Origin of the sequence: Antrihabitans cavernicola (genome assembly GCF_008297975.1) — a bacterium.
GTDB lineage: Bacteria > Actinomycetota > Actinomycetes > Mycobacteriales > Mycobacteriaceae > Antrihabitans > Antrihabitans cavernicola.
Genome location: NZ_VLNY01000002.1, coordinates 414,238 through 427,175 on the forward strand (window position 1 = coordinate 414,238; position 12,938 = coordinate 427,175).

A 12,938-nucleotide genomic window follows, 5' to 3' on the forward strand; every position below is an offset into this window, starting at 1 on the left:
GACCTACGCATGGCAAGTGTGCTCATCACGGGTGGTCATTCCGGTATCGGGCTCGAATGCTCCAGAAGCCTGGCGGCGCAGGGATACAACGTCGTTCTTGCTGGGCGGAGCCTGGCTCGGATGGAGTCGGTCGCCGACGAGCTTCGGACCGCGCACGGCGTGCACGTCGGCATGGTCGAGATAGACACATCGTCGTTGGCGTCGGTGCGCAGCGCGGCCGCCCATTGCCGATCGATGGTCGAGGACGGTGAGATCGACTCGTTGGTCGCGGTGATCTGCAACGCGGGCGGCCGGTTCGACGGTCCGGAGCGATACAGCCCAGAAGGCTACGAGCTCACGTTCGCGACGAACTGCCTCGGGCACTTTCTGCTCGTGGAACTGCTGTGTCCGGTGGTCGCGGCCGATGGCCGATTCGTGTTCACAGCGAGCGGAACCCACGACCCGGACACGATGGACGGAAAGTTGGTCGGCGCGGCGGTCGAGCCGAATGCCGTCGCACTGGCCAACGACGGGAAGGACGGAGCGAAGGCTCTGTCGGCGGGGAAGCGCTACTCGACGTCCAAATTGTGTGACGTCCTGTATGCGTACGAACTTGCCCGGCGGCTCGATCGCGCGGGCAGTTCGATCACTGCCATCGCGTTCGATCCCGGCGCCATCCCCGACACGGGTTTTCTGCGCGACATGCCCAAGGCTGTGCAGTGGATTGCGAAGAGTCGACCGATGGGGTGGCTCGAAAAGCGCATCGGTGTGACGACCTCGACCGCCGAGTTCTCGGGCGCAGCGCTGGCCGAGGTTGCCGTTGATCCGAAGCACTCGAGCGGCTCCTACCTGCAGGCGAAAGAGGGCAGGCTGTCGAAGCGGCGATCGTCGACGGTGTCCTATGACGAGGGTCGTGCGGCCGCGTTGTGGAACGACTCCAAGCAACTCGCAGGCCTACGATCAGACGAGGAGCCGGCCGAATTGCGTTGACATCCGGCCGGACTTGCAACTGCCGCAATCATCTCGCTACCGACCAAACTGCGCAGAATGTCCCGGTTCTCGGCGCGTCTTATCAGCGTTCGGTTGGCTATTCCTCGCGTCACGCGCCAGTATGTGCTGATGACCGGATCGGATTCGACGTCTGCGGGGAGTGACGAGTCCAGTCGAAGGATGACTGCAGGGACTCTGGTCGGCGGTGGCCGCTATCGATTGCTGGCGCACCACGGCGGGGCCAACGGCCTGCAATTCTGGCGTGCGCTCGACACGACGCTCGAACGCGATGTTGCGGTGACGCTGGTTCCCGCTAACTCTGAGGCAACCGGACCGGACCTGTCCAGAGGTGCATCGGTGCTGGAACGCACGTTGAGATTGGGCCGCATCGATTCGCCTGGTTTGGCGCGAGTTCTGGACGTGGTCGAATCGGGTCCCGAGGGTGTGGTCGTTGCGGAGTGGACGCCAGGGCGCTCACTGCGTGAAGCCGCCGACGACATGTCGCCGACGGAGGCCGGGCGCGCCGTGCAGTCGCTGGCCGCTGCGGCCGAGTTGGCGCACCGCCGCGGAAACGTACTGTCGATCGACCATCCGGATCGAGTCCGCATCGACGAACACGGCAACGCCGTCCTCGCATTTCCTGCGATTCAGCCCGATGCGGACCAACGAGCAGACGTTCACGGTCTGGGCGCCGTCCTCTATGCGTTGCTCACCGCGCACTGGCCCGATCCCAGTGGATCGGACACGGGTGGCTTGCCGCCCGCAGATCGCAAGCCAGATGGTTCGCCGGTGTCCCCGCGGACCGTGCGACCCGAAGTGCCGTACGCGATTTCCGATCTTGCCGAGCGCACACTCGACACCGGCAAGGGCGGCGTTCGCACCGCGGCGACCATCATCTACGTACTCGATCGGGCCCTCAATCCAGAGGCGGCTGCAGCCGCAGCAGCCGTCGCCGGACCCCGCCCTGTCGTAGCCCCCGCGACACACGCGACTGCCGCGACGGAGGGTCGTCGGTCGATCTCGCCACGATGGATCGGCCTAGCCGGGGTCTTGGTGCTTGCGCTCGTCATCTGGGGTGTAGCGAGCATGGCGTCGAAATGGAACTCGAACGTCCCGGTTCCGGCAGTCGACGACGGTCCTGCTGTCAGCACCTCGCAGACAACGCAGTCCAGTGCTGTTCCCGCGCCGCCAGCGGCTCCGGCGGCAACCTCCGCGCCGACGACCGAATCACCGGAACCGGCTTCGCCTGCGGAGCCCGCACAGCCCGTGCCCCAAGCACCGGAGCCCCAAGCACCCGCGCCCCCAGCGCCGCCCGCACCTGCGCCCCAAATGCCTGCACCTGCGCCGCCGCCTCCCGCACCCGCACCGGCACCTGCGCCGCCGCCCGCGTCGAACGTTCTGCCGTGCTACCCGGGCAACCATCACGCACCGGAGCCGGACGGTCCATGCACGTCCGATACCGATCCCGCCCCGGGTCTGGAGCAGGCTCCCGCACCGCAGGCACCTGCGCCAGCGCCGCCGGCGTCGAACGTTTTGCCCTGCTACCCGGGCTACTACCACAACCCGCCGCCGGACGGACCCTGCTACGCCTGAGCTCTTCCGCGCGACCTCGACAAGTCCTACCCTGGTGTGGACTGCATCGATGCTGGGAGTGATCGCCATGCGCGTTTCCGACGTTCTGCGGAACAAGGGTGCGGGTGTCGACACCGTGAATCCGGGGACTCAGGTGTCCGAGCTGCTGCGACGGATGGCCGATCACAACATCGGTGCCATGGTGGTGACCGGACCCGACGGAATCGTTGGAATCGTGTCCGAGCGAGACGTTGTCCGAAACCTGACCACGCATGGCGCCAACCTGCTTGCGATGCCGGTCTCCGCGATCATGACGACCTCGATCGCCAGCTGCGTTCTGGACGATTCGGTCGACAAGTTGTTCGGCGTGATGACCGAGCGCCGTATCCGCCACATCCCGGTCATCGTGGACAGAGAGCTGGTCGGAATCGTCAGCATCGGCGACGTGGTGAAGATGCGGATGGAAGAGCTGAAGAACAGCCAAGACCAGCTGCAGGCGTATATCTCGCAAGGGTGAGCCGCTCGAGCTATCGACGATTGCACGTCGTCAGAACCACTCTGCGACACCATGATGGCCTGAGCAGGTCCCACTCCGATGCTGACTATGGGAGAGTGATCCGTCCTTGCAGCGCGCGGTTGCGCCAGAGCTGTCGCCATTGGGACTTGGGATGCAATTGCCGTCCGAATTGATGTAGCCACCGCTGCACCCGTCTCCGCCCGATGACGGTGGTTCGACCGGCGGAACATACGCGGGCGTCTGAACGTACGCGGGTGCAGCGCTCGTCGTTTCCGGCGCGACTTGCTGAAGCGGCGGCGAAGTCGTCGTCGGGCGGGCTGGTTCTGGCAGTTCAGTTCTGGTTGTGACGATTTCGGTAGTCGTCGAGATCGCCGACTCCGTCGTCGTGGACGCTACGTCGGCACCGCATGAAGCGAGAACACGAGCCATTGCGTCGTGCTCCGGTGCGGTGACCCAGAGCCCGTAGGTGTGTTTGACAGCAATTTGCCGTGATACATAGGTGCAGCGGTAACTCTTGTTTGCGGGCAACCACGAGGCTGCGTCGCCGTCGCCTTTTCTCTGGTTGATGGAGCGGTCAGTGGTTTGCAGGTTGTCAGGATCGTTTGCGAAGTTGCGCATGGTCGCTGCGCCAAGGTTTTGCGCGCCCGTCTGCCATGCATCCGACAGCGCGACGACGTGATCGATATCGGTGCTGTCGACTTGTACGGACGAACCAGTATATGGATCCGATAGTGTCCCCGACACCACCGCACAGCCGTTGGATCCAGCGCGGAGAACGGCGTTGGGGATATCCCGCCGCAGTACGTCGTTGCGGGTGTCGCAGCCGTTGTGACCGCTTGCGACGGTTACGTCGTCTGACCAAGCTGGTCCGAACAGGCTGCGTTGGAAGCCCGTTTGCTGCGCGCGTCCCTTGATTGGCAATGTATCGAGCTGAGCGTATGCCAATTCTGCGCTGTCGGAATCGCTCACAGAGGCCGGGCGCGCCGGTGCAGGCAGGGGTGTCTCGGCCGATGTAGTTTGCGTCGGTCCCGTCGTGATCGAGGCAGCCGGAGCCGTGATTGTCGTAGTTGAGGCGGCGGTCTTCGTCGGTTGTCGGTCCGACGCCACATGGTTACTCGGGTCGACAGCCACAGCGAGGATCACCGCCGCTACGGTTCCCCCGATCCAGTACTTGCGCGAGGATGTCGGGATCCTGAGGCCAGGATGAGCCGCTTCCCAATTGCGGATTCGAGCCGCTCGCCAGAACGCCACGTACAGGAGTGGTGCAGCGATTGCCGTTGTCATGGTGAAGCTGGCGAGCGTTGCATCGCCACTCGCGATGCTGATCGCGAGCGACACTGTGAAGAGGGCCCCGAGGATGCCGGCAACTACCCGTACCCACATGGCATCCGCGAACCGAGTCTGAGGCTGCGCCGGCTGGTTCGGCGGAAGCGGGCTGTGCGCGGGCATGCATGATCCATTCGAGCGGAGGGTGGTGCGCCCGTGTGGGCGCGACCACAACTACTTCGCAAAGTGACCCATTTGTGTTACGCGATTCCGGTAAATCTGATCTGGTCGAATGGAGTCGCGGATTCGGACAAAAGCGATGCCACGATTTGGCATAGGCCGCGTCTCGGGAACCGCATTTGTATACGGTGGTGCCAGCGGCCGAAGCGCGTCGCATTCGGTAGGCACACCGTTCGATTCGATCGAGGAGACAGCAATGTTGCTCAGTTCCATGCAGGACGAACCACTGTCACTGGCAACGCTGTTTCGATACGGCACGACCGTGCATTCCGAGGCAGAAGTGTCCACGTGGACCGGCACCGACGTGCGTCGAATGTCGTTCGGCGAATTGGGAATCGAAGGTGCGCGGCTCGCGAATGCGTTGCGCGGACTCGGCGTCGGGGAGAGCGACCGCGTCGGCACGTTCATGTGGAACAACAACGAGCACATGGCTGCCTACGGCGCCATCCCCGCGATGGGCTCGGTGCTGCACACGCTCAACATCCGCCTCTTTCCCGAACAGCTGATCTTCGTTGCCAACCACGCCGAAGACAAAGTCGTGCTGGTCGATGCCAGCCTCATTCCCCTGTTCGGTAAGTACCTGCCGTCGTTGACCACGGTGCGTCACGTCATCGTCACGAACGGTGACGCATCCGCACTCGAAGCCCCCGCCGGCGTCGAGGTGCACGCGTATGCAGACCTGCTCGGCGCGCAGAACGACTCCTACGACTGGCCCGACATCGACGAACGTGCCGCTGCCGCAGCGTGTTACACGTCGGGAACCACAGGCGATCCGAAGGGCGTGCTGTACTCGCATCGGTCGATGTGGCTGCATTCCATGCAGGTGTGCTCCACAAACGGCATGGCGCTGTCGGATGCCGACAAGACGCTGGCGATCGTGCCGATGTTCCACGCGATGTCATGGGGCCTGCCGCATGCCGCGCTGATGACAGGTGCGTCGCTGGTGATGCCCGACCGGTTCTTGCAGCCCGAGCCGGTCGCGCAGATTCTCGCCGCCGAGAAGCCGACGTTCGCCGCCGCCGTGCCGACCATCTGGCAGGGACTGCTGACCTACCTGGACGCGCACCCGCAGGACATCACCCATCTGCGTGACGTCGTTGTCGGCGGATCGGCCGCACCGCCATCGTTGATGCAGGCGTTCCAGGAGCGCTACGGCGTGCGCATTTTGCACGCGTGGGGGATGACGGAGACCTCGCCGCTGGGTAGCGTCGCGCATCCGCCCGCGGGCTCGACCGGTGACGAAGAGTGGCATTACCGCTACACGCAGGGTCGATTCCCGGCGAGCGTGCAGGCACGTCTGGTCGGCGACGACGGCAACGTGGTGCCCAACGACGGTGAGTCGACGGGCGAGGTGGAAGTGCGCGGACCGTGGATCGCCGGGTCGTACTACTCGCCCGACGGCGCCGTGGTCGACGGTGACAAGTTCGACGACGGCTGGCTGCGCACCGGTGACGTCGGAAAGATCACGGCCAACGGCTATCTCACGTTGGTGGACCGTTCCAAGGACGTCATCAAATCCGGCGGTGAATGGATTTCGTCGGTGGATCTCGAGAACGCCGTGATGTCCAATCCCGATGTCGCAGAAGCCGCGGTGATCGGTGTGCCCGACGAGAAGTGGGACGAGCGCCCGCTGGTCGCCGTTGTGCTGCGCGAAGGCAAAGAGGCTACGGCAGAACAACTTCGGGACTCGTTGGTCGACAAGGTCGCCAAATGGCAACTGCCGGAACGGTGGACGTTCATTTCGGAGGTGCCGAAGACCAGCGTCGGCAAGTTCGACAAGAAGAAGATCCGCGCCCAGTACGGCGACGGCGAGCTCGATGTCGTAGAAATCTAGTCGAGCTCGCCGGCGTCGCTATTTGCCGTCGATATCCATTTCGACGAGGTCCTTCCGCAGCAACTTTCCGGTTGCGTTACGGGGGAGTTCGTCGAGGAAGATCACCTCGCGCGGAACCTTGTACCGCGCGAGGTTGTCCTTGACGTAGTTCTTGATCTCGTCGACATCCTTCTTCGACGACGGGCCCGCAACGATGAACGCGCGCAACCGCTTTCCGAAGTCGGCGTCGTCCACGCCCACCACGGCGGCATCATGGACGTCTTCGCGGTCGGCGAGCAGGTTCTCGACCTCGAGTGGGTACACGTTTTCGCCACCGGAGACGATCATGTCGTCGTCACGGCCGTCGACGAACCACAGACCGTTCTCGTCGAAATGCCCGACATCGCCACTGGAAAGCATGCCGTCGACCACGTTTTTGTGACGGCCGTCGGTGTAGCCGGCAAAGCTCAGTCCGCTGGAGACGAAGAGTCGGCCGATCTGGTGCGCCTTGGTGATCTTCTTGTCGTTCTCGTCGAGGGCGACGACGCGCACACCGACCGGAGGCTTGCCGACGGTGCCGGGCGCCTTACGGAGATCGGTCGGAGTTGCGACCGTTGCGACGGCGACCTCGGTGGAGCCGTACAGGTTGTAGAGCACGTCGCCGAACACCTGGGCAGTGCGGTTCGACAGGTCGGGTGACACCGAGGACCCGGCGGCGAAGATGACCTTGAGCGACTTGGTGTCGTGCTTGGCGAGGAAGTCGGGGTCCAGGTCGATCATGCGCTGCAGCATGGTCGGCACCACCACCAGCGCGTCCGCCTTGTGCTTGGCAACGCCTTCGACAGTGGTCTCCGGCTTGAACCTGCGCTGGAACACCACCTTGTTGCCCAGCGCCAGCGCGATTGTGAACTGCGAGAGACCGGTGCTGTGGAAGATCGGCGCGGCCATGAAGACGGTGCCTTCGCTCGGCAGCGGGATCCGGTCCAGGAACTGAGCCGACTGCAACGGTGAAACCCGGTCGCGCGGAGCACCCTTCGGCGTTCCGGTGGTACCGCTCGTCAGGATGATCATGCCGCCAGGCTTGCTGGGCGGTCCGTACTGCTTGGTCGACTGGCCGTCGATGAGCTTGTCGAGGGTCAGCGTGTCGTCCGAGACGTTGTCCTTCTCGTCCACCCAGGTGATGATCCGCGGGATGTCGCTCGGAATCGCTTCCAGCAACCCAAAGAACTCGCTGTCGTGCAGGACAGCCTGCACCTTCTCGCGCTTGGTGACGTCGGCGAACTGCGGCTTCGCGAAACCGGTGTTCATCATGACCAGGCGGGCACCGAGTTTGCCCGCAGCCAGCATCGACAGCACCAGCCCGCGGTGGTCGCGCGCAAGGGCGGCGATGACGCTGCCCTGCCCGATGCCCTGAGCTGCCAAGCCCCGAGCAAGAGCGTTCGACTTGTCGTCGAGTTCCTGAAAGGTCAGGGTGCCGAGCTCGTCGACGATCGCGGGTGCGGACGGATGCCGGTGCGCCCCATGCATGACAACACCTGCGAACGGGCCGTACTTCAGAACGTTCGTCGTCGAACGGAGAGCTTCGTCCGGCCGGAGCGGATTGAACAACCCGCTGCGGCGCAGCACGTTGGCGCTCTTTGCGAGGTCACCGACCTTGCGAACGGTGTCTTGGGGCGAAATCATGACCGCTACCTCCAGCGGCTCCTCGCCGGGAAGCCAGGATGACCGCGTTGTCATAAATGGGTGTGATGCCGAGGCTAGCAGTGACCGAGATCTCCTGATCGAGGCTTTCAGCCGATCGTGAAGGATTGTGCTCGGATGCCGATCAATATTCTTCACAGTCAGGCCAGGACGCGAGAAGCCTCCGTTGCCGTAACGGCAACGGAGGCTTCTCTGTACGACCCTGTTACTTCAGTTCCGCCGACGACTTGCCGAGAACGCGACGCGCGACGATCAGCTGCTGAATCTGCTGGGTGCCTTCGAAGATGTCGAGAATCTTCGAGTCGCGGCCCCACTTCTCGAGCAAGGTGCGCTGCGAGTAGCCGACGGCGCCCGCCAGTTCGACGGCCTTGAGGGTCACGTCGGTACCGGTGCGGCCTGCCTTGGCCTTGGACATCGACGCCTGCAACGAGTTCGGCTGCTTGTTGTCGGCCATCCACGCTGCCCGCAAGGACAGCAGGTAGGCGGCCTCCCAGTCGGCTTCCAGTCGCAGGAACTCTGCGGCGGCGGCATGCTGGTTGTAGGCGGGGGTGTCGTAGGAGATCTCGACGCCGGCCTCGGTCAGGATGCCGCGCAGCTCTTCGAGTGCGGCACGGGCAACACCGACGGCCATCGCGGCCACCAGCGGGCGGGTGTTGTCGAACGTCTGCATGACGCCGGCAAAGCCCTTCTCCACGTTGACTTCCGGGCTACCGAGGATGTTGTCCTTCGGAATCCGGCAGTCCTGCAGTAGCAGCACCGCGGTGTCGGACGCCTTGATGCCGAGCTTGTGCTCGAGGCGTGCGACGGACAGGCCCGGAGCGTCCCGCGGGACGACGAACGACTTGATCGCCGCACGGCCCTTGCTCTTGTCGACCGATGCCCACACCACGATGTGGGTGGAGCGCTCGCCCGCGGTGACGAAGATCTTCTCGCCGTTGAGTACCCACTCGTCACCGTCGAGAACGGCGGTGGTGGACACGGCGGCGGAATCGGAGCCGAAGCTGGGCTCGGTGATGGCCATCGAGGCCCACACCTTGCCGAAGCGTTCCAGCTGCTCGTCGGTCGACACCGCGGCGATCGCGGCGTTGCCGAGGCCCTGGTACGGGATCGACAGCATCAGGCCGACGTCGCCCCAGGACGTTTCGAGGGTGTTCAGCAGCGCGGACATGTTGCCGCCGTTGGAGTTTCCGAGCAGCTCCGTGGTCTTCGGGCCTGCATCGGAGCGGCCGCCCGCGGCACCACCGACGTCGTTGCCGGAGTCCGAAAGGCCTTCCACCATCGACGCCATGGTGTCGAGCTCTACCGGGTATTCGTGCTCGGCGAGGTCGTACTTGCGAGAGACCGGACGGAAGATTTCCGCCGCGACCTGGTGGGCCTGGTTGGAGGAGGCCCGCAGCTTCTTGGGAAGTTCGAGGTTGATCATCGGTTTCCTTAGTTCAACACGATCAGGAGTGGGGGCCTAGATGAGGACAGTGCCTTCGGCGACACCGATTGCGCGCATGTCGCGGTACCAACGCTCCACCGGATGTTCCTTGGTGTAGCCGTGGCCGCCGAGGAGCTGAACACCGTCCAGTCCCATCTGCATGCCCTTCTCCGCCGCCAAGCGACGCGCCAGCGCCGACTCGCGTGCGAACGACAAGCCCTGATCGGCACGCGACGCACCGCGCAGCGTGACCAGACGCAACCCGTCGAGCTCGATCGCGATGTTGGCGACCATGAACGCGACCGCCTGACGGTTGCTGATCGGCTCGCCGAACGCTTCGCGCTCGTTCACGTACGGAATCACGTAGTCGAGGATGGCCTGACCGGTGCCGACCGCCATCGATGCCCAGCCGAGACGGGCGAGACGAATCGAGTCGGCGTAGTCCTCAGCGCGCTGATCGGCGCTGCCGTCACCGAGTATCGCGCTTTCCGGCACGGCAACGTCGGTGAGGATCAATCGACCGAGGCCGCCTGCGCGCAGGCCCATGCTCGGATCTGCTTCCACGACAAGGCCCTTGGAGCTGGACTCGACGATGAACAGAGCGGGCTTGCCGTCGAGCTCGGCCGCGATGATGAACAGTTCGGACGACGCTGCGGCGGGCACCATCGACTTGACGCCGTTGAGCTTGTAGCCGCTGGGGGAGCGAACCGCCTTGGTCTGCAACGCAAACGGATCGAAGAGCGCGCGCGGCTCGGACACCGCGACAGCGGCGGCTGGGACGTTGTCGCCGGTGAAGGCAGGCAGGTAGGTCTGCTGCTGGGCGTCGGTGCCCCACTGCGTGAGTGCGACCGCTACACCGCTGGGTGCGAGGATCGGCAGCGCCAGACCCATGTCACCATGCGAAAGCGCTTCGGCAACAAGAGAGTTGGTGACGGCGCCACGCTCGCTGGCCGCGCCGTCGAGCTCTTCGGGAACGTTGATCAGCGTGATGCCCAGCTCGGCCGCGCGCTCGAGCAGGTTTGCCGGGGCGGCAGCGGCCTCGTCGGCGGCGTGTGCGGCCGGACGCAGGATCTCGTCGGCGAACTCCCTGACCGTTTCGACGATCATCTTCTGCTCGTCGTTCGGCGTCAGATCGAAGTAGTCGGCACCTCTTGCGGCGTCGGTGGGCAGGCGCTTCGGCTTGCCGCCGCCGGTGACGCTGGCGAACGCGCGAGTGGCCGCACCGATGGTCTTGAACCCGGTCTTGGTGCCCTCGTAGGTTGCCTTGTTGATCGGATCGCGCAGGCCGTACTTCTCGGCAAACTCCGATCCGGTAATCGTCGTCAGTGCGCGCATCGCGGTTCCCATGATGTCGCGCTTGGTCGGGTTGAGACCGACCGCGGACGTGTCTTTGGGCTTACGCTTCGTTGCGTCGTCTTGCTTGCTCATGATCACCAGTTTCTCGGTGTTCGGTGCTGGACGGAAAGGATCTTACTCCAGAGTAAGGTACGGCGAGCAGAATCGCGAGTGTCGGCCCGATTCCGGGCAAATATGAGAGCCTTGACACATGCCGATCGCAGCAGGATTGTTCGCCGCAATAGCCGCCGTACTGCACGTTTTCATCTTCGCGATGGAGAGCGTGCTGTGGGCGCAGCCCAAGGTGTGGAAGCGCTTCTCGGTGGCGAATCAGGCCGAGGCGGACGTGCTGAAGCCGATGGCGTTCAACCAAGGCTTCTACAACCTGTTCCTGGCGCTGGGCATCTTCGTCGGTCTGATCATCGGTGGTTCGGCAGGGCACGCCATCGTGCTGTTCGCGTGTCTGAGCATCGTCGGTGCCGCACTGGTGTTGGCGGTCGGCGGGAAGCAGTACTACCGCGCCGCTTTCATGCAAGGAATCACCCCGCTGATCGCTTTGGTGCTCTACGTCATCCTCTAGTCGGCCACCGTTCTATCGGTCCGGGGTACTGAGTGCCGCCGGCCTGCTCGCGGTGGTGCTCACGGCATCGAGTGGCCGATACGGCTATCACCGTGACGAGTTGTACTTCCTTGCGAGTTCGAAGCATCTGGCGTGGGGTTACGTCGATCAACCGCCGCTGACGCCGCTGCTCGTGCGCGCGATGACGGTGATGGACGACCGATCCCTGCCACTGCTCCGAGTGCCTGCGACGCTTGCCGCCGTCGGCGTCGTCGTGGTGACCGCACTGATGGCCCGCGAATTCGGTGGTGGGCGTCGGGCGCAGCTGATCGCGTCGTTCGCGGTCGTAGCGTCGGCGGTCGTACTGGGCGCCGGACACCTGATGGGCACCACCATCTTCGACCTCCTGGTCTGGGCGACGTTGTGCCTGCTGGTGATTCGGCTCTGCGACGGGCGCGATCCGCGCTGGTGGTTGGCAGTCGGTGCCATAGTGGGCATCGGTTTACAGAACAAGACGCTCGTGGTGTTCGTCGTAGCAGCCCTGCTGGTGGGAATACTGTCGGTCGGCCCGCGGCGCGTCCTTCGAACGTGGTGGCTTGCTGCGGGAATCGTGATCGCGCTTGGCATTTGGGCGCCGAACCTGTGGTGTCAGGCGAGCAACGGGTGGCCTCAACTGGAGATGAGCAGGTCGATCGCGGCAGGCGTGTCGGGGACGTCGTCGTCACGTGCCGAGTTCGTCATCACCCAACTCGGGCTGATCGGTCCGCTGCTGATCCCCGTCTGGATAGCCGGACTCTGGTGGCTGTTTCGGTCACCGTCGTCGAAGCGTTGGCGTGCGCTCGGCATCGCATATCCGATTCTCTTCGTCGTCTACTTCGGCGTCGGCGGCAAGGCCTACTACCTTGCCGGCCTGTATCCGGTGCTGCTGGCGGCGGGCGCACTCGTGGTGTCGTCGTGGTCGGGTCGTGGGCGGGCGCGCGTTCGTCTCGCCGTGGTCGCGATCGCGGTGACGTCGAACGCTGTGATCGCCGCAGTGCTGTTCCTGCCGGTCGTAGCTCCGAGCCGGTTGCCCGGCTCGGTCATCACGGCCGTGAACTACGACGCCGGGGAGACCGTCGGGTGGCCTGAGTACGTGAGTCAGGTTGCGACCGTGCGGGACTCGCTCCCTGACGACGATCGTGGATCGGTCGCCATTCTCACCGCGAACTACGGTGAGGCCGGAGCCGTCGAGAGGTTCGGCGGACGATATGGGCTGCCGTTGCCGCAGAGCGTCCACAACGCGTACTGGAGTTGGGGCCCGCCGAGCGATGCTGCGGCTGCGGTGATCACCGTCGGCTTCCAGCGCAACGAGCTACGCGACGTATTTGCTCGGGTCGACGACGCCGGTCGCCTGCACAACGCGATCGGGTTGAACAACGACGAGCAGGGTGCCTCGATCTTCGTGTGTCGAGGACCGTTGGAACCGTGGTCGCAACTGTGGCCGAAGATACGGCGGTTGGGATAGCCAAATAATCGAATGCGTTGGCCGAAGGTGCTGGCTAGC

The 12,938-nt window shown here is 64.3% G+C and carries 10 protein-coding genes; 6 read left to right on the top strand and 4 right to left on the bottom strand.

What is annotated here, in order from left to right; genetic code table 11:
* Nucleotides 1-9: 9 nt before the first annotated feature.
* From FOY51_RS05720 to FOY51_RS05730, 3 genes are all read left to right on the top strand, one after another.
* Complete coding sequence (locus FOY51_RS05720; protein ID WP_149429222.1) at nt 10-969, top strand: SDR family NAD(P)-dependent oxidoreductase; 960 nt, start codon at nt 10-12, stop codon at nt 967-969.
* A gap of 180 nt (nt 970-1,149) precedes the next feature.
* Entirely contained in the window at nt 1,150-2,562 is a 1,413-nt protein-coding gene (locus tag FOY51_RS27820; RefSeq protein ID WP_149429223.1) for a protein kinase family protein, read from the top strand.
* Nucleotides 2,563-2,629: 67 nt separating this feature from the next.
* The gene (locus FOY51_RS05730) at nt 2,630-3,058 is read left to right on the top strand and encodes a CBS domain-containing protein (RefSeq protein ID WP_149429516.1); all 429 of its coding nucleotides are present in this window, start codon (nt 2,630-2,632) and stop codon (nt 3,056-3,058) included.
* A gap of 30 nt (nt 3,059-3,088) precedes the next feature.
* On the opposite strand, the gene FOY51_RS27925 is transcribed toward FOY51_RS05730, so the two are convergent.
* Nucleotides 3,089-4,507 carry a GmrSD restriction endonuclease domain-containing protein gene (locus FOY51_RS27925; protein WP_149429224.1) on the bottom strand — a complete coding sequence of 473 codons (1,419 nt, stop codon included), beginning with the start codon at nt 4,505-4,507 and terminating at the stop codon, nt 3,089-3,091.
* A 256-nt stretch (nt 4,508-4,763) separates the two neighbouring features.
* On the opposite strand from FOY51_RS27925, the gene FOY51_RS05740 reads away from it, so the two are divergent.
* Entirely contained in the window at nt 4,764-6,398 is a 1,635-nt protein-coding gene (locus FOY51_RS05740; protein ID WP_149429517.1) for a long-chain fatty acid--CoA ligase, read from the top strand.
* Between the two features lie 18 nt (nt 6,399-6,416).
* On the opposite strand, the gene FOY51_RS05745 is transcribed toward FOY51_RS05740, so the two are convergent.
* The 3 genes from FOY51_RS05745 to FOY51_RS05755 all read right to left on the bottom strand — a co-directional run bounded on the left by FOY51_RS05745 (nt 6,417) and on the right by FOY51_RS05755 (nt 10,935).
* A complete protein-coding gene (locus FOY51_RS05745; RefSeq protein WP_149429225.1) occupies nt 6,417-8,060 on the bottom strand; it encodes an acyl-CoA synthetase in 1,644 nt (547 codons plus the stop codon).
* Nucleotides 8,061-8,283: 223 nt separating this feature from the next.
* Nucleotides 8,284-9,501 (bottom strand): acyl-CoA dehydrogenase family protein, encoded by a 1,218-nt coding sequence (locus FOY51_RS05750; RefSeq protein ID WP_149429226.1) that lies wholly within the window; start codon nt 9,499-9,501, stop codon nt 8,284-8,286.
* A gap of 36 nt (nt 9,502-9,537) precedes the next feature.
* On the bottom strand, nt 9,538-10,935 hold the full coding sequence (locus FOY51_RS05755) for an acyl-CoA dehydrogenase family protein (RefSeq protein ID WP_371830407.1): 1,398 nt from the start codon (nt 10,933-10,935) through the stop codon (nt 9,538-9,540).
* A gap of 112 nt (nt 10,936-11,047) precedes the next feature.
* Here FOY51_RS05755 and FOY51_RS05760 point away from each other — a divergent pair, with 112 nt between their 5' ends.
* Together FOY51_RS05760 and FOY51_RS05765 are read left to right on the top strand one after the other, a co-directional pair.
* Complete coding sequence (locus FOY51_RS05760; protein WP_149429228.1) at nt 11,048-11,416, top strand: DUF1304 domain-containing protein; 369 nt, start codon at nt 11,048-11,050, stop codon at nt 11,414-11,416.
* Between the two features lie 52 nt (nt 11,417-11,468).
* Entirely contained in the window at nt 11,469-12,899 is a 1,431-nt protein-coding gene (locus FOY51_RS05765; protein WP_235916136.1) for a glycosyltransferase family 39 protein, read from the top strand.
* Nucleotides 12,900-12,938: the final 39 nt, after the last annotated feature.